The 21,155-nt window shown below is 62.3% G+C and carries 26 protein-coding genes and 1 tRNA gene; 9 read left to right on the top strand and 18 right to left on the bottom strand.

What is annotated here, in order from left to right:
• Positions 1–22 precede the first annotated feature (22 nt).
• A complete protein-coding gene (locus AC2FMY_RS15510) occupies positions 23–424 on the bottom strand; it encodes a DUF2147 domain-containing protein (RefSeq protein ID WP_480751015.1) in 402 nt (133 codons plus the stop codon).
• Between the two features lie 132 nt (positions 425–556).
• Here AC2FMY_RS15510 and hisA point away from each other — a divergent pair, with 132 nt between their 5' ends.
• Positions 557–1,276, top strand: coding sequence for a 1-(5-phosphoribosyl)-5-[(5-phosphoribosylamino)methylideneamino]imidazole-4-carboxamide isomerase (gene hisA, locus AC2FMY_RS15505; protein WP_496746276.1), 720 nt, complete (start codon positions 557–559; stop codon positions 1,274–1,276).
• Position 1,277: 1 nt separating this feature from the next.
• On the opposite strand, the gene AC2FMY_RS15500 is transcribed toward hisA, so the two are convergent.
• On the bottom strand, positions 1,278–1,721 hold the full coding sequence (locus AC2FMY_RS15500; protein ID WP_480751017.1) for a DUF302 domain-containing protein: 444 nt from the start codon (positions 1,719–1,721) through the stop codon (positions 1,278–1,280).
• Between the two features lie 121 nt (positions 1,722–1,842).
• On the opposite strand from AC2FMY_RS15500, the gene hisF reads away from it, so the two are divergent.
• From hisF to AC2FMY_RS15485, 3 genes are all read left to right on the top strand, one after another.
• A complete protein-coding gene (gene hisF / locus AC2FMY_RS15495; RefSeq protein ID WP_480751019.1) occupies positions 1,843–2,604 on the top strand; it encodes an imidazole glycerol phosphate synthase subunit HisF in 762 nt (253 codons plus the stop codon).
• On the top strand, positions 2,601–2,918 hold the full coding sequence (locus tag AC2FMY_RS15490; protein WP_480751020.1) for a phosphoribosyl-ATP diphosphatase: 318 nt from the start codon (positions 2,601–2,603) through the stop codon (positions 2,916–2,918). The genes hisF and AC2FMY_RS15490 overlap by 4 nt, the downstream gene beginning before the upstream one ends.
• 66 nt (positions 2,919–2,984) lie before the next feature.
• Positions 2,985–3,560 (top strand): hypothetical protein, encoded by a 576-nt coding sequence (locus AC2FMY_RS15485; RefSeq protein ID WP_480751022.1) that lies wholly within the window; start codon positions 2,985–2,987, stop codon positions 3,558–3,560.
• A 9-nt stretch (positions 3,561–3,569) separates the two neighbouring features.
• Here the strand turns inward: AC2FMY_RS15485 and AC2FMY_RS15480 are convergent, their stop codons facing one another.
• The 4 genes from AC2FMY_RS15480 to rlmB all read right to left on the bottom strand — a co-directional run bounded on the left by AC2FMY_RS15480 (position 3,570) and on the right by rlmB (position 5,859).
• On the bottom strand, positions 3,570–4,040 hold the full coding sequence (locus AC2FMY_RS15480) for a CoA-binding protein (RefSeq protein WP_496807673.1): 471 nt from the start codon (positions 4,038–4,040) through the stop codon (positions 3,570–3,572).
• A 199-nt stretch (positions 4,041–4,239) separates the two neighbouring features.
• Positions 4,240–4,686, bottom strand: a complete 447-nt coding sequence (locus tag AC2FMY_RS15475) for a YHS domain-containing (seleno)protein (RefSeq protein ID WP_496807672.1) — start codon at positions 4,684–4,686, stop codon at positions 4,240–4,242.
• A 102-nt stretch (positions 4,687–4,788) separates the two neighbouring features.
• Complete coding sequence (locus AC2FMY_RS15470) at positions 4,789–5,073, bottom strand: hypothetical protein (RefSeq protein ID WP_480751170.1); 285 nt, start codon at positions 5,071–5,073, stop codon at positions 4,789–4,791.
• A gap of 12 nt (positions 5,074–5,085) precedes the next feature.
• Positions 5,086–5,859: a 23S rRNA (guanosine(2251)-2'-O)-methyltransferase RlmB gene (rlmB, locus tag AC2FMY_RS15465; RefSeq protein WP_496746271.1), complete on the bottom strand. Its 774-nt coding sequence runs from the start codon at positions 5,857–5,859 to the stop codon at positions 5,086–5,088.
• A gap of 116 nt (positions 5,860–5,975) precedes the next feature.
• On the opposite strand from rlmB, the gene AC2FMY_RS15460 reads away from it, so the two are divergent.
• A tRNA-Tyr gene (locus tag AC2FMY_RS15460) sits at positions 5,976–6,059 on the top strand.
• 290 nt (positions 6,060–6,349) lie between these two features.
• On the opposite strand, the gene AC2FMY_RS15455 is transcribed toward AC2FMY_RS15460, so the two are convergent.
• The 5 genes from AC2FMY_RS15455 to AC2FMY_RS15435 form a co-directional block, all read right to left on the bottom strand.
• Positions 6,350–6,868 carry a DUF2478 domain-containing protein gene (locus AC2FMY_RS15455; protein WP_480751172.1) on the bottom strand — a complete coding sequence of 173 codons (519 nt, stop codon included), beginning with the start codon at positions 6,866–6,868 and terminating at the stop codon, positions 6,350–6,352.
• Between the two features lie 73 nt (positions 6,869–6,941).
• On the bottom strand, positions 6,942–7,604 hold the full coding sequence (locus tag AC2FMY_RS15450; RefSeq protein WP_496746269.1) for an NnrU family protein: 663 nt from the start codon (positions 7,602–7,604) through the stop codon (positions 6,942–6,944).
• Between the two features lie 108 nt (positions 7,605–7,712).
• On the bottom strand, positions 7,713–9,779 hold the full coding sequence (locus AC2FMY_RS15445) for an ABC transporter permease (protein ID WP_496746267.1): 2,067 nt from the start codon (positions 9,777–9,779) through the stop codon (positions 7,713–7,715).
• Entirely contained in the window at positions 9,776–10,828 is a 1,053-nt protein-coding gene (locus AC2FMY_RS15440; RefSeq protein WP_480751031.1) for a quaternary amine ABC transporter ATP-binding protein, read from the bottom strand. Before AC2FMY_RS15440 ends, AC2FMY_RS15445 begins: the two co-directional genes overlap by 4 nt.
• A 9-nt stretch (positions 10,829–10,837) precedes the next feature.
• On the bottom strand, positions 10,838–11,788 hold the full coding sequence (locus tag AC2FMY_RS15435) for an ABC transporter substrate-binding protein (RefSeq protein ID WP_496746265.1): 951 nt from the start codon (positions 11,786–11,788) through the stop codon (positions 10,838–10,840).
• A 419-nt stretch (positions 11,789–12,207) separates the two neighbouring features.
• On the opposite strand from AC2FMY_RS15435, the gene AC2FMY_RS15430 reads away from it, so the two are divergent.
• A complete protein-coding gene (locus tag AC2FMY_RS15430; RefSeq protein WP_496746264.1) occupies positions 12,208–12,870 on the top strand; it encodes a DNA-3-methyladenine glycosylase I in 663 nt (220 codons plus the stop codon).
• 42 nt (positions 12,871–12,912) lie between these two features.
• Positions 12,913–13,593, top strand: coding sequence for a hypothetical protein (locus AC2FMY_RS15425; protein ID WP_480751174.1), 681 nt, complete (start codon positions 12,913–12,915; stop codon positions 13,591–13,593).
• A 4-nt stretch (positions 13,594–13,597) separates the two neighbouring features.
• Here the strand turns inward: AC2FMY_RS15425 and AC2FMY_RS15420 are convergent, their stop codons facing one another.
• Together AC2FMY_RS15420 and AC2FMY_RS15415 are read right to left on the bottom strand one after the other, a co-directional pair.
• The gene (locus AC2FMY_RS15420; protein WP_496807671.1) at positions 13,598–13,999 is read right to left on the bottom strand and encodes a c-type cytochrome; all 402 of its coding nucleotides are present in this window, start codon (positions 13,997–13,999) and stop codon (positions 13,598–13,600) included.
• 4 nt (positions 14,000–14,003) lie between these two features.
• Complete coding sequence (locus AC2FMY_RS15415; RefSeq protein ID WP_496746262.1) at positions 14,004–14,405, bottom strand: c-type cytochrome; 402 nt, start codon at positions 14,403–14,405, stop codon at positions 14,004–14,006.
• 102 nt (positions 14,406–14,507) lie between these two features.
• Between AC2FMY_RS15415 and AC2FMY_RS15410 the strand changes: the two genes are divergently transcribed.
• Positions 14,508–14,945, top strand: a complete 438-nt coding sequence (locus AC2FMY_RS15410; protein ID WP_480751040.1) for a DMT family transporter — start codon at positions 14,508–14,510, stop codon at positions 14,943–14,945.
• On the opposite strand, the gene AC2FMY_RS15405 is transcribed toward AC2FMY_RS15410, so the two are convergent.
• From AC2FMY_RS15405 to AC2FMY_RS15395, 3 genes are all read right to left on the bottom strand, one after another.
• Complete coding sequence (locus AC2FMY_RS15405) at positions 14,929–15,615, bottom strand: ABC transporter ATP-binding protein (protein WP_496746260.1); 687 nt, start codon at positions 15,613–15,615, stop codon at positions 14,929–14,931. The genes AC2FMY_RS15410 and AC2FMY_RS15405 overlap by 17 nt on opposite strands.
• Complete coding sequence (locus AC2FMY_RS15400) at positions 15,608–16,894, bottom strand: ABC transporter permease (RefSeq protein ID WP_496746258.1); 1,287 nt, start codon at positions 16,892–16,894, stop codon at positions 15,608–15,610. The genes AC2FMY_RS15405 and AC2FMY_RS15400 overlap by 8 nt, the downstream gene beginning before the upstream one ends.
• A gap of 84 nt (positions 16,895–16,978) precedes the next feature.
• Positions 16,979–17,938 (bottom strand): DUF6492 family protein, encoded by a 960-nt coding sequence (locus AC2FMY_RS15395; RefSeq protein ID WP_496746255.1) that lies wholly within the window; start codon positions 17,936–17,938, stop codon positions 16,979–16,981.
• A 226-nt stretch (positions 17,939–18,164) separates the two neighbouring features.
• On the opposite strand from AC2FMY_RS15395, the gene AC2FMY_RS15390 reads away from it, so the two are divergent.
• On the top strand, positions 18,165–18,524 hold the full coding sequence (locus AC2FMY_RS15390; RefSeq protein WP_496746254.1) for a hypothetical protein: 360 nt from the start codon (positions 18,165–18,167) through the stop codon (positions 18,522–18,524).
• A gap of 158 nt (positions 18,525–18,682) precedes the next feature.
• Here the strand turns inward: AC2FMY_RS15390 and AC2FMY_RS15385 are convergent, their stop codons facing one another.
• Both AC2FMY_RS15385 and proS read right to left on the bottom strand, forming a co-directional pair.
• Positions 18,683–19,576, bottom strand: coding sequence for a glycosyltransferase family 2 protein (locus AC2FMY_RS15385; protein ID WP_496746252.1), 894 nt, complete (start codon positions 19,574–19,576; stop codon positions 18,683–18,685).
• Positions 19,560–20,900: a proline--tRNA ligase gene (gene proS, locus AC2FMY_RS15380; protein ID WP_496746251.1), complete on the bottom strand. Its 1,341-nt coding sequence runs from the start codon at positions 20,898–20,900 to the stop codon at positions 19,560–19,562. Before proS ends, AC2FMY_RS15385 begins: the two co-directional genes overlap by 17 nt.
• Positions 20,901–21,155 lie beyond the last annotated feature (255 nt).

Below are 21,155 nucleotides of genomic sequence, written 5' to 3'. Positions count from 1 at the left end.
AACACAGGTCAGGCGAGCAGGGTCACTCGATCCGGGTCCAGGTCTGCCCCCGGCAGATCAGCCCGCCTGCGACGCAACCCTTGACCGTCAGGTCATTGCCTTCAAGAGTCATTTTCGAGTTATACGTCTTGTCCCGGTCCGGCGCCCAGATCTTGCCGCCGCCATAACTGCCGTCGCCATCCGCAACCATGTCCCAGATGATCTGTTTGCCCAGATTCTCATAGTCCAGTTCCTCATTGCCGTCGGCATCGAACGCATTGTCGATGGTCCCGCAAACAGCGCTGCCGCAGGGGCCGATCGTGACATGCAGATACCCGCCGGAATCCCCCGGCTGGGTCTTCCACAGACCGTCTACCGGGTCGTCCGCCCATGCGCCGGTTGCCAAAACGGCAAGGCCCGCCGCCGCGATTGCAAATTTCATCATTCAAACCTCCGTGTTTTGCCCTCAGTCTCGCCTGCCCGCCCCAATCCGGCAAGATTGACTTGGCGTCGCGTTGCATCCCCTGCCCGGCCTGTGCCATATGCCGCGCAGATTTCAGCAAAAGGCCGCCCGATCATGATCCTCTATCCTGCCATCGACCTCAAAGACGGTCAGGCCGTGCGCCTGCTGCGCGGCGAAATGGACAAAGCCACCGTGTTCAACGACGATCCCGCCGCACAGGCCCGCGCCTTTGTCGATGCGGGGTGCGAATGGCTGCATCTGGTCGATCTGAACGGCGCATTTGCAGGCGAGCCGGTGAACGCCGCCCCGGTCGAGGCGATTCTCAAGGCCTGTGACGTACCCGCGCAGCTGGGTGGCGGCATCCGTGACATGGCCACCATCGAAACCTGGCTCGACAAGGGGCTGGCGCGGGTCATTCTGGGCACTGTAGCGGTTGAAAACCCCGACCTGGTGCGCGACGCCGCCAGGGCCTTCCCCGGTCACGTCGCCGTCGGCATAGACGCGCGCAATGGCATGGTCGCCACCAAGGGCTGGGCCGAAGAGACCGACGTACAGGTCACCGATCTCGCGCGCAGCTTCGAAGACGCAGGCGTCGCCGCCATCATCTATACCGACATCAACCGCGACGGGGCGATGCAAGGTCCCAATATCGAAGCCACCGCCGCCCTCGCCCGCGCCGTGTCGATCCCGGTGATTGCCAGCGGCGGCGTCAGTTCTATCGCTGACCTCATCGCCCTGCGCGATTGCGGCGCCGGGCTGAACGGCGCGATCTCTGGCCGCGCGCTCTATGACGGGGCCCTCGATCTTGCCGAAGCGATCCGGGTGCTCAAGTAACCTAATTCGCCGCCGCTCCGGTCAGTTTTCCCAAGGCACCCTGCATCTTGCCCACGACCGGGGCATCGGCGGGAATATCCAGATCCTCCAGCATCTCGGCTGGGTCTTCATAAACCAGCCAGACCTGCCCGTCAGCGTCCGAATAGGCCAGCACCTTGAGCGGCAGGAACAATCCCGCGCGCGGGTCGGCCTGCATCGCCGGGGTTCCCAGCTTGGGATTGCCAAAGATCAAAAGCTGTGCCTCGCCCAGTTCCATATCGACCTTCCTGGCCCCTGCCGCGTGATCGACACGGGCGAAAACCGTTGCCCCGGCATTGCCGACCGCCGCCTCCAGAGCATCCATCGCCTCGCTCACCGATTTGTCGGTTTTGACCTTGACCAGATCGCCGGCAATCGCAGCCGCACCCGCAAACACCATCAAAGTCGCATAGAAAAGAACGCGCATATCAAATCTCCCTTTTTTGACCATTCTACCCAAATCTCCCCGACTGCGGCGTTTCATCCGGTCACAACTCTGGCATCGGCAGGGCTTTGCCGCTAGGACAACGGCAACAACAGGATCGCCCATGCTCAAGACCCGTATCATCCCCTGTCTCGATGTCGCCGATGGCCGCGTGGTCAAGGGCGTGAATTTCGTGGGCCTGCGCGACGCGGGCGATCCGGTGGAATCGGCCAAGGCTTATGACGCCGCCGGGGCCGACGAGATCTGTTTCCTCGACATCCACGCCACTCACGAAAACCGCGGCACCATGTTCGACGTGGTCCAGCGCACCGCCGAGCAATGCTTTGTTCCACTGACCGTGGGCGGAGGCGTGCGCACCAGGGACGACGTGCGCGCCCTGCTGCTGGCCGGCGCCGACAAGGTCAGCTTCAACTCCGCCGCCGTGGCCAACCCCGACGTGGTGGCCGAGGCCGCCGACCAGTTCGGCAGCCAGTGCATCGTGGTCGCCATCGACGCCAAGACCGCCAGCCCCGGCAAATGGGAGATCTTTACCCATGGCGGGCGCAGGCCCACCGGCATCGACGCGATAGAGTTCGCCCGAACCGTGGTCGCCAAGGGCGCGGGCGAGATCCTGCTGACCTCGATGGATCGCGACGGCACCAAGGCGGGTTTCAACCTGCCGCTGACCCGCGCCATTTCCGACGCGGTCGACGTGCCGGTGATCGCCTCGGGCGGTGTCGGCAATCTGGATCATCTGGTCGAAGGCGTGACCAGGGGCGGCGCCAGCGCGGTGTTGGCGGCCTCGATCTTTCACTTCGGCGAATACACCATTCAAGAGGCCAAACAACACATGGCCGCCGCCGGTATCCCGATGAGGCTGACATGAGCATCCTGCACGACCTCGCCGCCACCATCGACGCCCGCAAGAAAGCCGACCCCGAGTCGAGCTGGACCGCAAAACTGCTCGCCAAAGGCCCCGAGAAATGCGCCGAGAAATTCGGCGAAGAAGCCGTCGAAGCAATCATCGAGGCCGTGAAGGGCGACGCCGAAAAACTGACCGCCGAGGCGGCGGATGTTCTTTATCACCTGCTGGTCATGCTGGCCGCGTGCGACGTGCCGCTGGATGCCGTGCTTGACGAACTGGCGCGGCGGCAGGGGATCAGCGGCATCGCCGAAAAGGCCGCGCGACCCGGCAATTGAAACCTTGCCAACCCCGGTTTACCCTTGATCCGATTGCACACTCACAAAATCCCGAGGAAACAGGGAATGCTGAAATGCGTTTTGTCCATCTTCGCGGCTCTGTCTCTGGCTGTTCTGGCAGGCTGCGCCCCGGCACCCTCTGCCACCCAGCAGGACGTTGACGAACTGGCGCGACAACTCAAAAGCCTTGGCCCCGAGGTCGATCCGGCCGAGGCCGAACGGGCGGCGCGCATCGCCTATTTCTATCCCAAACAACTGGCCGAGGAATACCAGATCACCGACCCGCCGCTGGTGCACAATGCCAAGGTCAACCACGGCTTGCGCCCGCGCGGTCTGTGCTGGCATTGGGCCGAAGACATGGAAAAACGCCTCAATCAGGAAAACTTCCGCACCCTGACGCTGCACCGGGCGATTTCCGACCCGGAAAACCCGTTCCTGATCGACCACAGCACCGCCATCATCTCGAAACGCGGGGACGACATGTATGACGGCGTCGTACTGGATCCGTGGCGGTACGGCGGCACTCTGTTCTGGGCGCCGACGCTTGAAGATACGCGATATGACTGGCGCCCCCGCATGGAAGTGCTGATCGACAAGACCCAGCGCAAGCAGGCCAAGCTTGATCAGGAATTCAACGAATAGACGCGGCGTTTACAGTTTTGATGAGATGATGCCGGTGGCAAAGCCGCCCATGCGCAGTTCACCGAACAGGCGCTGATACTCGATCTTGGGACACCGGTTCATCACCACGTCGATGCCACGCGCTTGCGCCTTTTCCGCAGCCTCGGCATTCTCGACCCCGATCTGCATCCAGATGGTTCTTAGCCCCGGAAAGAAATCCAGCGCCTCATCGACGATGGGCGGCACAGCTTCGGAGCGGCGAAAGATATCTACCATGTCCACCGGCTCGGTAATATCCGACAGCGAACCCCGCACCGTTTGCCCGAACAGCTTTTCGCCCGCATGGCCCGGATTGACCGGGATCACCCGAAATCCTTTCAGCCCAAGATAGCGCGCGACGTAATAACTGGGCCGCACCGGATTCATCGACACCCCCACCACGGCGATGACCTTGGTGCGTTGCAGAATCGTTTTGAGATAGGCGTCGGAATACTCTGGCATGTGGGCACATTATCCAGCACCGCAGAAAGAAAAAAGCGCCCAAGTGTACCTTGGGCGCCAGTTATGGAACGAGGGACAGTGAAATGACCCGCGGCAGTTCCAGTCCGCGGTCACTGTGACATTTAGGTCCTATCTCAGAGAAAAAAAGGGGCGCGCCCAAAAATGTGATGACAAGCCCAACTCAGCGAAGAATCACCATTCATCCCTGCAGCAGAGCAGGCCAGTTCTGTTCTGCCAGCGCGATATTCCCGGCAATATCCTGTTCCCAGATCTTTTCCACTTTCGGCGAATGAATCAGGTACAGCTTGTCATCCACGATACGCCAGGCTCTGGGATCGGATTCCAAAAGATGCCCACGCGACACCGCATAGGCGCAATAGCCGCCGAATTGCGGCGCAAAAGCGCGCGGGTTGGCCTCGAACATTTCTCGATGCTCCATCGAGGCAAAGCGCCACTCGGCCCCTTTCCACATCACCGAAATATCGGCCTGTCCGCTCATCGGAGCTTGCGACCGGAAATACGAAACGGCGTCAAACCCACTGACCGCCATTCCTTGGTCTGCATAGTACAAGGGGGAATTTGCCCACGCGGTTCTGGCTGCAAAAACTCCTGCCATGCCCACCACGAATTCTCGTCGCGAAATCATCAATTCTCTGCCTTAATATTCAAACTATAAAATGCATCAAACACATGCGTTTCGAAACCCCATCTGACGGTTATGTGATCGGCCTGTGTTCCAAAAAACCCGTCAATCGAAGATATCTTCGATCACATCCCAGACTTCATCCATCACCTTGGCGATCTTCCGCCGTCGTGATCCGATCTTTTTTCGTTTTTTGCGCATGTGATTCGGCATGAAACCCCGTTCCTTCTGGCCGCTTGGCTTCACGTGTTCCTTGCGCAGCATCTTTAGTGCATGCAGGGGCGCACCACAGCTCGCACAGCTCAACTCGTGGCGTTCGCGCCCGCGCAACACCAGCGCCGCACGGGTGCCGCAGTAGCAACAAGTTGCGATTTTGGCCGGTCCCGGAATTGGTGCCTCCTGTCAGACATGTCTGGAGGCATATAAGGCGATCGCCGCCGCATTCGAGACGTTGAGAGAGCCAAATCCGCCCGCCGCGTCAATCTTGACTAGCCGGTCCACTGTTTCCTTGGTCTTTTGCCTCAGTCCCGGCCCCTCGGCCCCAAGCACCAGCGCCACCGGATGGTCGCGCCGTCCCGCCAGCGCCTCTTCGATGGTCACATCCGCCTCGCCATCCAGCCCCAGCACATAAAATCCCATCCCCTGCAGTTCGACGATTGTGTCGGCCAGGTTGCGCACGCGCAGATAGGGCTGGCGCTCCAGCGCACCGCTGGCGGTTTTTGCCAATGCTCCGGTTTCGGGCGCGGAATGGTGGCGTGTGCCGATCACCGCGCTGGCCCCCAGAACTTCGGCCGATCGCAGAATCGCCCCGACATTGTGCGGGTCCGTCACCCGGTCCAGCAGGATCACACGCGGGTGTTCGGCGCCTATACAGTTCTCGTCCAGCCCGCCCCATTCCAGCGGCTTGACCTCCAGCGCGGCGCCCTGATGCACCGATCCGGGATCGATTGGCGCGCTGAATTTGCGCGGGTCCACCTGCTCAGAAGAAATTCCTGCGACTTCAATGGCCTCGGCCAGCTTGTCCTGTGCATTCCGGGTCACGATAAGGCGCAGTTTCTGCCGTTTCGGGTTCATCAACGCATCGCGAACAGCGTGCAGTCCGAACAGCCAGACGGTCTCTGATGCCGCCGCTTTGCGGGCCTGTTCCTTTTCAATCACCCACTTGGGTTTCTTCATCTTACCGGCCTCCGGGCCATGAGTTCGGTTTCCTGCGCCAAAGCGGAATTTTCCTGTTGACGCTCCTTTGCCGCGCTAGTAATCACGCCTCCACGTCAGGTGCAACGCCTGACAGTGGGCGACAGGCCGCAAGGTGTGGCAGGGGACTGTAACTCCCTCGCGGAGACGCACGCCTGGTTCGATTCCAGGGTCGCCCACCACTTCTCCTTGAATTCAAATCCTTGCAACACGATCTTAAAGTGGAACATCGCCATCTGTCCGCATGCCGGCCGACGCGGCAGAGCGATGCCTCCGGATCTGGCTGAGCTGTTCAGGGGGCGATCAAAAGTCTGGAATGGCTGATTGATCACGGGCCGAATGTCAAAGTGCCTGAGGGAAAGCCCGCCCGGTTTCCCGCACTCACCCGCTCCCCTTTTCCTAAGACAAGAAAGCGGAACAAGGGCGCAGCGATACCAGGCAGGTTTTCAATGCTTTACGAACACCGAACCGCTCAGGCGGCCGAGCGTTCCGCGATCACTGCCGCGATCCAATCCTCGATCTCGTCCAGATCGGCGGCCAGCTTGCGGGCCGCGTCGCCGGCAAATTCAAGGAACTTGTCCTCGTTCAGCCCGTTGACCCCGACCAGAACCGGGATGTCGCGCGCCAGCGCCTCGCCGATCACCGGACGGAACCCGCGGCCGTCGGATTCGTGCTTGCCGAACTTGTTCACGATCATCAGCTGTGGGCTGTTGTCCAGCGACGCGGTCACGTCGCCCACAGCCTGTTCCAGCGCCGCCGGGTCCAGCCGACAGCCCCGCGCCATAGACCCCAGCGATTGCGAGATGCGGATGGTCGCGCCGTCGGGCAGCACCTGAAGGTCCATGTCGCATTTGCTGCTGTCGTAGCATTCGGTGTTGGTCTGCACGACACCGGCCAGGGCATAGCCGCTTGCCTTCAGACGGTCGGCGGCCGCGCTCAGCAGGCGGTCGGTCGCGCCCCGGTCGGTGGTGGTGATATAGGCCAGATGCATGGTCATGGCTCCTGAACTTCGGTTGTTGGATAAGCAGATAGCACGCGCATCGGGTTTCGGCCACTCCTGTTGATTATGGCAGCGGCGACAACCCGATCACGGGCGCGTGCAGGTGAAGGATCGCGGCATAGGCCACGGTGGCAGCCAGCCACACCCAAGGGCGCGGCCAGGGAATTGGGCGGCGCAGCGACAGACGGGCGGTATTGCGGGCAAGCTCGCGCCACTCCGGCACCTCGCGCGCCCTGCGCCGGTCGATCAGCGCCATGCCCAGCCATGCGAAACCCGCGAACAGGCCGAACAGGATCACATGGGCCAGACTGCCATTGGCGATCAGATGCGCCAGTGCCCATAGCAGCAGCGCCAGCAGGACCGGATGGCGAGTGACCGCCAGAATCCCGGGTCGTTCGGGATCAAAGGGCGTGCGCCCCAGCCCTCCGAAAGAAAACGGGTTCCGGATCGACATCCCCGCAACCGCCAGCCAGCAGACGACGGGCATGGTCAACACCGGCACCCAGCGCAAGACCGGCCAGGGCGGGATCACTTCGACATACGGCGCGCGCCCGGCTGCCACGATCAGCCAGGCCAGCACTGCCAGCGAGAACAGGGAATAGGCGGTAAAATAACCGGCCCGGCCCAGCCGGTCGATCAGCCACGGGCGCACCGGCGGGCGCACCGGCACCACATGGCTTGCCAGAAACACCCCCAACGCCAACAGAAACTCGCCCCAGCCGCTCATGCCTTGCTCCGGTCTTGTGAACTGGGATGTAAAGGGGCCGAGTGGTTTGGTCTTTGTCCGAAGTCAAGTCGGCGGCGGGATGGCACAGGTGCCGCCCCGCCGCAATTGTCAAAGACCCAGCGCCTTGCGCTTTTCCTCGGCAAAGCCCTGCACCATGCGGTCGGCGATCAGCGCCAGAATGGCCATCGCGGCACCCGCGGAAATGCCAAGCCCGACATCCGCCTGTCCCAGCGCCAGATAGATCGACTGGCCCAGACCGGTGGTCCCGATCAGCGCTGCGATCACCAGCATGGCAAAGGCGTAAAGGATGGTCTGGTTCAGCCCCAGCAGGATGGTCGGCGCGGCATAGGGCGCGCGCACGTCGCGCATGATCTGCCACTCGGTCGCACCGCTGGAAATCGCCGCCTCCATCATCTCGTCCGGCGTATTGACCAGCCCGTGCCGCGTGTACCGGATCATCGGTACGATCGCATAGGCACAGATCGCCAGAAAGGCCGAGAACTCGCCGATCTGGAACACCATCAGCACCGGGATCAGGAACACGAACAGCGGGATGGTCTGCAGCATGTCGCAGATCGGCCGCACGATTTTCCACACCGGCTCCCACACCGCGCTGGCCAGCCCGATCAACCCGCCGAAAACCGCGCAGGAAAACACCGCCGCACCGCTGAGATACAGCGACAGCAGCGCCCGCTCCCACAGGCCCGAAACAAGGATCGTGCACAACAGACCGACCGACAGCGCCGCCAACCGCCAGCCGCCAGCCACGTATCCAAGCGCCGCCGCACCGGTCAGCACGAAAGGCCATGGCAGGTTGGCAATGCCGGTCTCCAGCATCCCTATCGCGATCAGAACGGTCAGCCCGCCGGTAATCCGGCCCTGCCACGCCATCACGACGGCAATCGCGGCCCCGGCGGCAAACAGGCCATAGCTCATCGCGGGCGTCCACATGAAGCCCCAGGTAAAAGGCAACACCGCCTGATCCAGACCGATGCGCAGAGGCAACAGAACATAGAACATCGAGTTGTTCTTGAGCCCGTCCAGCCACCCGGCATTCGCCTGCGTGAACTGCGTCAGCCCCCTGTCCACCGCATCCGCCGCCGGGTCCAGCAGCGTCAGGTCGGACGGGTTCGGCAACCGCGCCCAAAATGCCAGCGTAAAGACCACCGCAAACCCCAGCACCGCCCAGACCACGCGCGTGTCATACCGCTTGCGTTCGGTCGCCAGAACGCCGCTCATCCGGTCGATCACCACCGCAAAAACCACGATCACCAGACCGGCCAGCAGCGACTCGCCGAACTGCGCCTTGCGCATGGTCAGCAGAACTTCCCAACCGATATCGTTGAAGCCACCGATAACGGCGGCGATGATCACCATCGACAGCGCCGCCATCAGGCACTGGTTCACTCCGACCATGATCTGGGTGGCGGCCGACGGGATCTCGACCTGGAAAAGCTGTTGAAACCGGCTTCCGCCCGACATGATGGCGGCTTCCTTCACCTCATGCTCGACCCGTTCCAGCCCCAACAGCACGTTGCGCGCCATCGGCGGCGCGGCATAGATCGCCGAAGCGATCAGGCCAACCACCGGGCCGAACCCAAAAAGCAGCAAAAGCGGCGTCAGATAGGCAAAGGTCGGCACCGTCTGCATGATATCCAGTACCGCCTGAACGAATGCCTTCACGCGCGGCACCTCATTGGCAAGAATGCCAATCGCACCGCCCATGATCAGCGCCACCGGCACCGACACGGCGACCAGCGCCAGCGTGTTCATGCTCTCGGCCCAGTACCCCGAGGCCAGAACGAAACTCAGCCCCAGAAAGCCGAGCGCCGCCATCGGCAACCCGCCCAGATACCAGCCCAGCGCGGTGACGATACCGATCACGATGGGCCAGGGTGTGCCGCCCAGCACGAAGTTGGCCCAGTTCATCGGATAGGCCATCACGTCCGAAAACAGCCGCGCCGCCGGTTTGATCCCGTTCAGGAACCACGCCAGGAACGATCCGACCCAATCGGTCGCCGGGATGACCCATGCCGCCGGCCATTTCACCAGCCAGGGGGCCACCGGCTCCAGCACCAGACACAGCGCGCCCACGATCACCGTGATCAGCGCCGCCTGCGCCCCCGCCGTCAGGCGCATGGCGCGGGCGGATGCGATATCGGCAACCGCGCTCATGCCTCGTCCACCTGCAAGGCAGCGGCCAGATCGGATGGGTGAACCGTGCCGACGACCGTGCCCGATGCGTCGCGCACCGGCACCGGCTGATACAGCTGCATGCAGCGCGCCAGCGCCGTGTCCAGCGTCATCGCCGTGGTCAGTCCGGGATCGTCCGGCCCGTATTCGCCCTCGCCCGCATGCAGAACCGAGGCCACCTTGGCATGCTGCCCCTTGGCCACATCCTTGGAAAACTCGCGCACATAGTCGTCCACCGGGCGCAGCACGATATCGGACGGCGTGCCGATCTGCACGATCTTGCCATCGCGCATGATTGCGATCCGGTCCGCCAGCTTCAGCGCCTCGGCAATGTCGTGGGTGATGAAGACGATGGATTTCTTCAATGTCGCCTGAATGCGCAGAAACTCGTCCTGCAACTGCCGCCGGATCAGCGGATCAAGCGCCGAGAACGGCTCGTCCAGAAACCAGATATCGGGGTTCACCGCCAGCGACCGGGCGATACCCACGCGCTGCCGCTGCCCACCCGACAGTTGGCGCGGGAAACTGTCCTCGCGCCCGTCAAGGCCCACCAGCGAAATGACCTCCTGCGCCCGCGCACGGCGCTCCTTCTTGCCAACACCCTGCACCCGCAGCGGATAGGCCACGTTTTCTGCCACGGTCATGTGCGGGAACAGGCCGAAATGCTGGAACACCATGCCCAGCGTCTTGCGGCGCAATTCGGTCAGGCGCTTTTTCGTCGCACCGACGACATTGTCGCCTTCGATCCGGATTTCTCCGCCGGTTCCGGGCAGCAGTTGCGAGATACAGCGGATCAGTGTCGACTTGCCCGACCCCGACAGCCCCATGATGACAAAAAGCTCGCCCTCCTTGACGTCGAAATTGGCGTCCTGCACGGCGGGGATGTATCCCTTTGCGCGCAGATCGCCGGCGGCCTTGTCGGCATCTCCCCCTGACCGAGACAGCGCGTCGGTCAGGGCTTTTTCCGCACCGGGGCCAAAGACCTGCCAGAGGTTCCGGCAGGCAATGGCTGGCGTTTTGGCGTCAGTCACCTATGGGACTCACTTGGTTGCGGCGTCGACAACCGGACGCCACTTGCCCTCGTTCTCGGCCATCCATGCGGCCACGACTTCTTCGACCGCGCCGCCATCGACATCGATCGCGCCCATCATCGGCTGCTGGTCCTCGACCGCCAGTTGATAGTTGGTCAGGATCTCATAGGCGGCGGGCCATTTGTCGGCCATGCCATTCCAGCCGGCCTTGAAGATGCGCGAGGGTGAAAAATCGCAATCGTTGACCGCGTCGGGGTTCGGACCCCATGCCGGATCGTTGAAACACGCCTCTTCACCCGGCGGCAGGTCGACGAATTTCACGTCATAGGCCGACATTGCCCAATGCGGCTGCCAGAAGGTGATCAGCAGCGGCGACTTGCGCTCGGTCGAGGCGCGCAATTCGGCGATCAGCGCCCCTTCGGAACCCGCCGGAACCGCCTTGAACGGCAAGGCAAGACCGGTCATGCGGTCCGCGCCCGGCGTCCCCCAGTCAGCCGGATAATCGACCAGACGGCCCGATGGCAGCGTTTCGGCGGTGGCGAACATCTGCGCGCAGTCGGCCAGCGCTTCCCACGCCGGCAAACCGGGGCACAACTCGCCCACATGCGCCGGATAAGCGATGCCTTCCTTTGCGGCCAGGCCCAGATCGCCGATCTCGACAACGGATCCCTCGTCGATCTTCTTGGCATATTCGTCCGACACGTTGGACGACCAGATTTCCAGCGTTGCGTGAATGTCGCCATCCGCCAGCGCCTGGAACTGGTTCATCATGCCCGCGGTGACATATTCCACATTGTACCCGGCGGCTTTCAGCATCTCGCCGGCGACATGCGTGGTGACGTGCTGACCGGTCCACTCGTTGATCGCCAGCTTGATCGGCTCGTCCACCGCGCCCATGTCGGCGGCATAGGCCGACCCTGCAACAGTTGCGGCAACAAGGCCGAGGCTCAGTTTCTTCATCATTTCTCTCCCAGTTGGCAAATCGGCCCTCTCGCGACCGTTCATATTCCAAGGTCTCATATTGCCGACAACTCTCGGCGCACTGCAATATGGAAACCCGGAAAAGTTCAAACCCCATCGCGCCAAAGACGACCACGCCCCGGCACTGTTTCCTCCCCTCCATTCCGGACCTGCACCCCGGTCTGGTCTCTCCATGATCCTAGTCTTGCCGGTTATTGATTGACCAGTCAATCACGAATCTCACCTTCCCGTGATCCCGGCACCCCAAGATCCGCTCGGACAGCAGTTCTTGGCAGCGCTCCTGCGCCCCGACAAGCTCCCCGCAACGGCGGAGGTACATATGACACCAGAACAAGCGCATGATTTCCGCTTGCCAAGGCAAAGCGAAAGGAACCACTCTGACGCAGGAGGATGCCGACATGCACCATTTCGACGAGATATTTCAACTCGCCGCCGACCGGCACGGCGGCCCGGATGCGCTGAACGAAAAACTGGTCAAACCCAAATCGGCTGCCGAGCTGGCCGCCTTGCCCGAGGACAGGTGGCTGTCGACCATCACCAAATGCGTGTTTCAGGCCGGGTTCAACTGGAAGGTCATCGAAGCCAAATGGGACGGGTTCGAAACCGCGTTCGACGGCTTCGACGTGGGCCGCTGCGCCTTCATGGACGATGAAAAATTCGACGCGCTGCTGCAGGATACCCGCATCGTGCGCAACGGCACCAAGATCGCCACGGTTCGCGACAACGCCGCCTTTCTGATGGAGCTTCGTGAACAGGGCGGCGCGGGCACGGTTCTGGGCGGCTGGCCCTCGACCGACTATGTCGGGCTGCTCGCCATGCTGGGCAAACGCGGCTCGCGTCTGGGCGGCGCCACCGCGCAATATGCCATGCGTTTTGTCGGGCGCGACAGTTTCATCCTGTCCCGTGATGTTACCGCCCGACTGGTGGCCGAAGGCGTGGTCGACAAGACGCCCACCTCGAAAAAGGCACTGGCCGCGACGCAGGACGCGTTCAACAAATGGATGGATCAATCCGGCCGGTCACTGACCGAAATCAGCCGGGTTCTGGCCATGAGCCTGTGAAAACGTCTTGCGGCAGACCGAATGCGGGCTACTCTCGAAATCATGGTTTTACGCGCGTTTCTTGTCCTTCTTCTGTTTGCCGCCTGCGGTCGCCCCCTGACCGACACCGAACGCGACTTTGCCGCCCGTGTTCATGGCGAAAGCCTCAACCTCGACCGTGTGCGCCTGGTCGAAGGCGCGCCAGTGGCGGCGGTGACCTTCCGGCGCAACCAGCGCCCGCGCGTGACCTGCCGCGAGCGCATCCTGCCGCCCCTCAAGGAAGAGATCGTAACCAGCAAACCCGCCGCCGTGGCCCTGTTCAACAAGGTCTATTTTACCCGTGACTGGTACCTTGACGATTACATGAGCGAATATCCCGACAGCCTCAACCTGGTGGCCGCCATGCTGCTGGCCCATGAACTGACCCATGTCTGGCAATGGCAGAACCGCCGCGAAACCGGATATCACCCGCTGCGCGCCGCCGCGGAACATGGTGGGGATGACGATCCTTACCTGTTCGACCTCGACGGGCCTGCCGATTTCCTCAGCTACGGGTTCGAACAGCAAGGCGCGATCATCGAGGAATATGTCTGCTGCCGCGCCCTCGCACCCGGGGCACAGCGCACCAAACGCCTGCACGCCATGCTCAGCCAGTCGATGCAGGTGGCCGATCTGCCGCAATCGCGCGAAACCGACGTGGTCATTCCGTGGAGCGGCGCGGAAATTCAGGGCATCTGCGACTGATCGTTCAGCCGCTGACCTGAATGCTTTCCAGATAGGCCAGCAAGGCGGCCAACGGGCGCGGCGTGGGCGTCAGCACCCCATTCACTTCGACCGGCACCAGCTCTCCCTCCAGCAGCCCGCCGAATTCCGGCATGATGTCGGGCGACACCCTGCCACGCCCGTAACCATCGATCTGCGACATCACCTCGGCGCGCGGGAACGTCCCGCCATTGCGCTCCGCAATGCGCGTCAGATCGGGCGCGACCTGGCCTTCGGCCAGTGTCCCGCCCCGCCCGTCGTAATCGTGGCAGGCCGTGCAGTTGGCGGCAAAAATCGCCTCGCCCTCGGACGGCGTCGGCATCCTTGGCTCCGGTGTGCAGGCGGCCAGAATCAAAACCCCTGCCAATCCAATGCCCGTGATACGCATGCTCTTAGCTACCCTGCAGTGTTTTCAGATACGCGACCAGATCGGCAATCGGCTCGCTGGTCAGGATCGGCTGCCCGGCAGGCGTCTTGATCGCCACGTCACTACCCTCGAAATAGGGGCCGTAAACCGGCATCGGGCTGCCGTGGCTGACCAGCGGGTCGCGCCCGTCGATGCGGCGCACCACGCGCTCGGTCGGAAACTCGCCGTCCGCGCCCTGCAAGGCGGTCAGGTCTACCGGCTGGATGATCAGAACCCCGGCCATTGGCCCGTGCCCCGTCGCCTCGATGCCGTGACAGGTGGCGCAATGGTGGCGATAGATTTCGGCCCCGCGTTCGGCATCCTGCGCCGCGACAGGCGCTGCCAGGGCAATACCTGCGGCCATTGCATATCCAAGAACTGTCCTCATCGATCCCTCTCCACATCTGATCTGCGCAATTGCAGGCTTGCCCACAACCGGGAGTATCACAATGATCCAGATCAACGATTTACGGGCAGAAGGGATTCGGGCATGACACAATACGCAGCAATCATGTTGGCCGCAGGGATCGGTATCCCGATCCTCGCCGCACTGAACGCCGCTTTGGGCAAGCTGATCGGCTCGCCAACCGCTGCCGCGGTCGTTCTTTTTGCCGTGGCCCTTGGCGCCTCGGCGCTGGTCATGCTGCTGTTCCCAGGCCCGCAGGCGCTGGCCAAGGTCGCCTCCAGCCCCAAACACCTGCTGCTTGGCGGCCTGCTGGTGGCCTTCTACGTGCTGTCCATCACCCATGTCGCGCCGCATTTCGGCGTCGGCAATGCGGTGTTCTTCGTGCTGCTCGGGCAATTGCTCAGCACCGCCGCCATCGATCACTATGGCCTGTTCGGCGCACAGGTCACCCCACTGACCCTGATGCGCGCTGGCGGTATCGCGGTCATGGCCATTGGCGTTGCGATCACTCAGCTGGCCTGAGAACGCCCGCCTCCAGCCGCACGACGCGATCCATCCGTGCGGCCAGGTCCATGTTGTGCGTCGCGATCAGCGCGGACAACCCATTGCCGCGCACCAGATCCATCAGCGCGTCGAACACCTGATCCGAGGTCTCGGGGTCCAGGTTGCCCGTCGGCTCGTCCGCCAGCAACACCCGCGGCGCATTCGCCAGCGCGCGGCAAAAGGCCACCCGCTGCTGCTCGCCCCCGGACAAAGCTGCCGGGCGATGCCCCGCACGCCCCGCCACGCCGACGCGCCCCAGCAGATCCATCGCCCGCGCCTCAGCATCCTTTTCGGACACGCCGTTTGCCAGCTGCGGCAAGGTGATGTTTTCCAGCGCCGTGAACTCGGGCAGCAGATGGTGGAACTGATAGACGAACCCGACATCCCGCCGCCGGATCGCCGTGCGCGTCCGGTCGCCCTTGCCGCTGGCCGCCTGGCCCGCGACCTCGACCGTCCCGGTGTCCGGCGTATCGAGCAGCCCGGCAATATGCAAAAGCGTCGACTTGCCCGCCCCCGACGGCGCCACCAGCGCCACCGCCTCGCCCGCGCGCAACTCCAGATCGGCACCGCGCAGAACCTGCACCTCACCCGGCGTGCCCTGCAGATAAGTCTTGGTCAGGCCGTCCAGCCGCAAAGTCACGTCATTCATAGCGCAACGCCTCGACCGGATTCAGCCGCGCCGCACGGCGGGCCGGGAAATAGGTGACGAAAAACGACAGCCCCAGCGACAGCCCCACCGCCTTAAGTACATCCCCCAGATGCAACTCGGCCGGCAGCGCGTATATCCCCCGGATCGCCGGGTCCCAGACCCCGCCGCCCATCGCGAAGTTCACAAAGGAAAAGATCGGATCGATATACAGCGCGAACAGGCACCCCAGGATCACTCCCATCGCGGTGCCGATCATCCCCGTGAACGCCCCGCAGATGAAAAAAACCCGCAGCACCGAACCCTCGCTCAACCCGATGGTGCGCAGGATGCCGATATCGCGCCCCTTGTTCTTGACCAGCATGATCAGGCCCGACACGATATTCATCGCCGCGATCAGCACCAGGATCGACAGGATGATGAACATAACGTTGTCCTCAACCTCCAAAGCCCGCAGGAACCCGCCCGAGGAATCCTTCCACGTCCAGATCTGCATCCGCTCTCCGGCAGCATCATAGAGCGGCAGGATCATCGGATCCAACTCTTCCGGGGCTTCGACAATCACTTCAATTTCATCCGCCAACTCTTCGCGGTTAAAGAATTTTTGCGCCTCGCCAAATGGCAGATAGGCCCGCGTCCGGTCTATGTCATACCGCCCCGCCGAAAACACATAGACAACCTCATAGGCGTTCACACGAGGCGACACCCCGAACGCCGTCCTGACCCCGTTGGGCGAGGTCAGCTTGACCCGGTCGCCAACCGTTGCACCGATGGCGCGTGCCACGCCCGAGCCGATGGCGATGCCTTCATCGAACCGGGCAAGATCGCCATACGCATCCTCACTTTGTGCAATCCCCGGCAGCTTCAGCAGGTCATCCTTGCGAATGCCGAATATCTGCACACCCGAACTTGCCTCGCGATTGGTAATCAGCACTTCACCCTTGACCAGCGGCGCCGCGCTGACGACGCCCGGAACCTGCGCCACCCGCTGCGCAATCGCGTCAAATTCCTTGATCGTCCGGTCCACCCGCCCCTGCGCATCGATCTCGCCTGCGCTGTACAGGGTGACATGCGCGTTCGCCCCCAGAATGGTGCCGACGAACTCCGACCGGAACCCCGACCGAACCGCCAGCGTCGCAATCAGCGCGAACACCGCCAGCGTGATGCCGATCAACGAGATCCAGGTCATCACGCTGACCCCGCCCTCGGCCCGCCGGGCGCGCAGATACCGCCAGGCGATCTTCCATTCGAATGGCGCAAAAGGAGGTGGGGTGCCGGTCATGAAATCTCCGCGGGTTTGCGTGCCGGACCCTCGTTCGATCACAGCCAATGGTCAAGGGAAGAGTTTGCGCAGGGCGCAATGTTGTCAGCCGGATACTGCCGATACCCGCGCCAGGACCTTCTGCGCCGTATCCCGGTCACAAATTCCCCGCGCCTCGAGCGCGGCAAAGACACGCGCTCGCATATCCTCGGACAAGGCCGCAAAGGCCCGGGTGTCCAGCCCAAAGGACAAGGTTTCCACCCGTTCCAGCCGATCGATCTCCGCCGCCACCTGCTCGGGCGAATTGGTCGGCCAAAGCTCCGCATTCCGGCGCATGGTTTCCTCGAACCCGGCGCGGATATCGCCATATTCCCTCAGGCAAAAGGCGTTCAGCAACATGAACTCCGACAGGTTGCGCCGCGACGCGAACAGGCCCTGCACCGAATGGTACCGCGCCTCGATATCCCTGCACAGATCCTGCGCCAATTGACGCCTGACCGGAAACGGCGTCGAAAATGTCGTTGTCCGGACAGTGTCCGGATTTGCCGCCTGCATGCCCAGCGCATTCAGGCTCTCGCGCCACCACGCCCGGTGACACTCGTTTTCGGGCCGAAGGAATGTCAGTTTGCCCCTGACGTCGCTGGTAAAGAAATCCTCTGCCGTCACCGGACGCAGGAACAGGTTCTGAGTGTCCAGAATAACCACTCGCTCGCATGGTGCCCGCGCCGCCGCCGCCAGATTAAGCGCCTGCTGCATACGATAGCCGTCGTTGCCCCGCCAGCCCTCACGCAACAGGTCATCCCCGCGCAGAATACGCAGTTTGGCCGCCAAGGGACCATAGGCGGCCAGCAATGGCTCCAGCGCCCGTTCAAGCACGGCCTCGTTGCAATCGTTCATCACGACCTGGATCGAACCGACCTGACCTGTGTCCAGAAACCGGGCCATCGACAGGGCCTGAAGCTCCAGCAATGGGTAGTCTCGCGAATAGACCACCGTCACGAAACTCATCGCCATGCCGTTCTGCCCGTATCCATTGCAACCGGCGCGCGACGCCGCTCTGTTCACCTTTCACACCTGCAGCGTCAGGCGCGACAATTCAAGTGTCACCGCAAATGCCCGGCCAATCAGGCGCCAAGGATTGTCCCCAGAACACAAACAATTCGTTTCCGGTTGCGCTAACTGACTTCCAAATGCAACGCTCCTCGAGTAATTTTATTTCACTGTTTGACCGGATAGGGAAATTTTGACACCCTGCTCCGGGGGATTAATGAGTTTAGAGCGGGAGACGCTCATGAGTTATGAAGAACGAATTCAACCCGTAGGCCCATCGGGGCCGAACCACGCCTCAACTCAACTGGATTGCGAAACCGCCGCCCTTCTTCGCGCGGCGATCCGACCGGATTTCGAAAACGCCGCCAGTTGGACAACACTCAGGGACACGTTGCGCGCCAAGGGTTACCGGCTGGTTTTCCGGCAGGGTCGGCTCTGCATCACCGACCGGACAACCGGCTGCAGGATCTGTGGGCTGCGTTTTCTCGGCATCGAATTACGCGATCTGGTGCGGCGGTTCGGTCGCCCCATCGTCGTGGCCCTGCCCGGCAGCAACGCAGATGGCGATCTGATCGCCGCGCGACCGGCGCATCCGTCCTGAGCGTCGGCGACACGCCAAGGCAACCCCGCTGCGGTTACCGCTCGGGGTTCGCTGCTTCTTTCTGGTTGCAAGTACCCCAGAGAGTTTGAGGGACAGCGTCCCTCAATCCAAGATCGAAAAGAGCGCGCCGAAGGCGCTCAATCCGAAATCCGCAAGGCTCAGAATTTCCGCCAGGGCTGCAAATTGCGCCGGATGGTCTTGAACAGACTGTGCCGCGCCGCCGCGCGCAGCGCCTCCGATTGCCCCCGCCGCCGCAAGACGTCCAGCACCAGGGCCGCCGGCATGTGCCCCCGCTTGTAGAACCTTGCAAAATCCTCAACAGTCAGTCCCTTGGCCGAGGAATACCCGTCAAAGAACTTCATCCAGATCCTTGCATAATCCTGCGCGGTCCGCTCATCGTCTCCCGACACTCCCCGGGTCCAGAACAACGATACCGGATGCTCCAGCCGCTCGCCGCGATATCCCGCTGCGATCATCCGCAGCATCATGTCGTAATCTGCCGCCACCGGAAAACTCAGGTCATGCCCGCCCAGTGCCAGAAACACCTCGCGGCGGATGAACACCGAGTTGTGGCAGAACGGCATCCGCTGCAACACAGCCTTCAGCGACATCCGGTTCTGGATGTGAACCCCGCCCGCGCCCATCTGCTGTGCCGTCGCGCCAAACAGGAAATCCGGCCGCGAAGCCTCCAACGCGTCAGCCGCCGCATTCAGTACATCGTCCGAGGCCAGCGCGTCATCCGAGTTCAGAAACAGCACATAATCCCCCCGCGCCGCCGCAACGGCGCGGTTCATGGCGTCGTACAATCCGGCATCTTGGGTGCTTTGAATGCGTACAAACCGGTCAATTCGGGTGTACTCCCGAATGAAGTCGATTGTACCATCGGTCGAGGCCCCGTCCTGGATCACATGCTCGAACCGGGCACAATCCTGCCGCCTCAGGCATGCGACAACCTCGCGAAAACTGTCGCCGCGCCCCTGGGACAGCAGGTTGTACGTGGCCGTGATCACCGAGATCAGCGGCCCGTCACTTTGCTCAGGCAATGCCTTCATAAATGCCCGCAAGCTTGGTGACCGCCTGTTCCGGGCTCAGCTCCTCGCTTTCCCCGGTGCGGCGACAGGTGAGTTCGACCACCCCGTTCTTGAGCCCGCGAGGCCCGACCGTGATCCGCCACGGCAAGCCGATCAGGTCCATGGTGGCGAACTTGCCGCCCGCCCGCTCGTTGCGGTCATCGTAAAGCGGGTCAAGACCCAGATGCGTCAACGCCCCATAGAGTTTTTCACAGGCCGCGTCGGCCTCGTCATCGCCCTGTTTCAGGTTGACGATACCGCAATGGAACGGCGTCACGCCTTCGGGCCAGATGATGCCCTTGTCGTCGTGGCTGGCCTCGATGATCGCGCCGATCAGGCGGCTGACACCGATGCCGTGGCTGCCCATATGTACCGGCACCGATTTTCCGTCGGGGCCTTGTACAGTTGCCCCCATCGGCTCGGAATACTTGGTACCGAAATAGAAGATCTGCCCCACCTCGATCCCCCGCGCCGACCGCCGGCGCCCTTCGGGGATCTGGTTGAACAGCGCCTCGTCATGGGTTTCATCGGTCCGGGCATAGAGCGAAGTAAACTCCTCCAGCACCGCCTGACACTGGGCCTTGTCGTCATAGTCGATCTCGCGCTGCCCCAGCCGAATATCGGTGACCTGGCTGTCATAGAACACCTCGGATTCACCGGTTTCGGCCAGCACCAGGAATTCATGAGTATCGTCCCCACCGATCGGCCCCGAGTCAGCACGCATCGGGATGGCCTGCAGGCCCATGCGCTCGTAGGTGCGCAGATAGCTGACGAGATGGCGGTTATAGGCGTGCAGCGCATCCTCTTTGGTCAGGTCAAAGTTGTAGCCATCCTTCATCAGGAATTCGCGCCCCCGCATCACACCGAAGCGCGGGCGGATTTCGTCGCGGAATTTCCACTGAATCTGATAAAGCGTCAGCGGCAGGTCCTTGTAGCTGCTTACGTGGCCACGGAAGATATCGGTCACCAGTTCCTCGGCCGTCGGCGTATATAGCATGTCGCGTCCGTGCCGATCCTGCATCCGCAGCATTTCCTGGCCGTAGTCATCATATCGCCCGGACTCGCGCCACAGATCCGCCGATTGCAGGATCGGCATCTGGATGGCGATATGCCCTGCCCGCGCCTGCTCTTCATGCACGATGTTTTCCAGTTTGCGCAGAACCTTGAAGCCAAGCGGCAGCCAGGAATAGATACCGGCGGCGGCCTGCTTAATCATCCCTGCCCGCAGCATCAGGCGATGGCTGACGATTTGGGCCTCGGACGGGTTTTCCTTGAGAACAGGCAGGAAATAGCGGGACAGACGCATAGGCAATCCTCTTTGGCAAGCGAAAGCCCGAACGCTCTACGCGATCCACAAACCCGAGGCAAGGCAGCACGTCATTGCGGCTTGCGGATCGTCAAGGTGTAGGAATTCACAGATTTTGCATTCTGCTTCATGCTTCACCACCGTTCAATTTGGCAGGCAGAGCAATGTGCGACATTGCCTTAGGGTAATTACCCGTAGCCAAGGAACGGGTTGCATCAAACCCACGCATCGGCCAAGAACTGAAGAAGGAAAGCG

This window comes from Ruegeria sp. YKSE079 (assembly GCF_059612845.1).
Note: the sequence above shows the minus strand (reverse complement) of the source record. Positions and strands in the feature narration are given on the sequence as shown.

Bases quoted from the DNA above. Each gene is read 5' to 3' on its own strand.
- AC2FMY_RS15435 (WP_496746265.1), bottom strand. From the start codon at position 11,788: ATGAAGAAACTGAGCCTCGGCCTTGTTGCCGCAACTGTTGCAGGGTCG.
- AC2FMY_RS15430 (WP_496746264.1), top strand. From the start codon at position 12,208: ATGCACCATTTCGACGAGATATTTCAACTCGCCGCCGACCGGCACGGC.
- hisA (WP_496746276.1), top strand. From the start codon at position 557: ATGATCCTCTATCCTGCCATCGACCTCAAAGACGGTCAGGCCGTGCGC.
- AC2FMY_RS15410 (WP_480751040.1), top strand. From the start codon at position 14,508: ATGACACAATACGCAGCAATCATGTTGGCCGCAGGGATCGGTATCCCG.
- proS (WP_496746251.1), bottom strand. From the start codon at position 20,900: ATGCGTCTGTCCCGCTATTTCCTGCCTGTTCTCAAGGAAAACCCGTCC.
- AC2FMY_RS15385 (WP_496746252.1), bottom strand. From the start codon at position 19,576: ATGAAGGCATTGCCTGAGCAAAGTGACGGGCCGCTGATCTCGGTGATC.
- AC2FMY_RS15445 (WP_496746267.1), bottom strand. From the start codon at position 9,779: ATGAGCGCGGTTGCCGATATCGCATCCGCCCGCGCCATGCGCCTGACG.
- hisF (WP_480751019.1), top strand. From the start codon at position 1,843: ATGCTCAAGACCCGTATCATCCCCTGTCTCGATGTCGCCGATGGCCGC.
- AC2FMY_RS15415 (WP_496746262.1), bottom strand. From the start codon at position 14,405: ATGAGGACAGTTCTTGGATATGCAATGGCCGCAGGTATTGCCCTGGCA.
- AC2FMY_RS15475 (WP_496807672.1), bottom strand. From the start codon at position 4,686: ATGATTTCGCGACGAGAATTCGTGGTGGGCATGGCAGGAGTTTTTGCA.
- AC2FMY_RS15480 (WP_496807673.1), bottom strand. From the start codon at position 4,040: ATGCCAGAGTATTCCGACGCCTATCTCAAAACGATTCTGCAACGCACC.
- AC2FMY_RS15400 (WP_496746258.1), bottom strand. From the start codon at position 16,894: ATGACCGGCACCCCACCTCCTTTTGCGCCATTCGAATGGAAGATCGCC.
- AC2FMY_RS15510 (WP_480751015.1), bottom strand. From the start codon at position 424: ATGATGAAATTTGCAATCGCGGCGGCGGGCCTTGCCGTTTTGGCAACC.
- AC2FMY_RS15485 (WP_480751022.1), top strand. From the start codon at position 2,985: ATGCTGAAATGCGTTTTGTCCATCTTCGCGGCTCTGTCTCTGGCTGTT.
- AC2FMY_RS15390 (WP_496746254.1), top strand. From the start codon at position 18,165: ATGAGTTATGAAGAACGAATTCAACCCGTAGGCCCATCGGGGCCGAAC.
- AC2FMY_RS15425 (WP_480751174.1), top strand. From the start codon at position 12,913: ATGGTTTTACGCGCGTTTCTTGTCCTTCTTCTGTTTGCCGCCTGCGGT.
- rlmB (WP_496746271.1), bottom strand. From the start codon at position 5,859: ATGAAGAAACCCAAGTGGGTGATTGAAAAGGAACAGGCCCGCAAAGCG.
- AC2FMY_RS15450 (WP_496746269.1), bottom strand. From the start codon at position 7,604: ATGAGCGGCTGGGGCGAGTTTCTGTTGGCGTTGGGGGTGTTTCTGGCA.
- AC2FMY_RS15490 (WP_480751020.1), top strand. From the start codon at position 2,601: ATGAGCATCCTGCACGACCTCGCCGCCACCATCGACGCCCGCAAGAAA.
- AC2FMY_RS15500 (WP_480751017.1), bottom strand. From the start codon at position 1,721: ATGCGCGTTCTTTTCTATGCGACTTTGATGGTGTTTGCGGGTGCGGCT.
- AC2FMY_RS15420 (WP_496807671.1), bottom strand. From the start codon at position 13,999: ATGCGTATCACGGGCATTGGATTGGCAGGGGTTTTGATTCTGGCCGCC.
- AC2FMY_RS15455 (WP_480751172.1), bottom strand. From the start codon at position 6,868: ATGCATCTGGCCTATATCACCACCACCGACCGGGGCGCGACCGACCGC.
- AC2FMY_RS15405 (WP_496746260.1), bottom strand. From the start codon at position 15,615: ATGAATGACGTGACTTTGCGGCTGGACGGCCTGACCAAGACTTATCTG.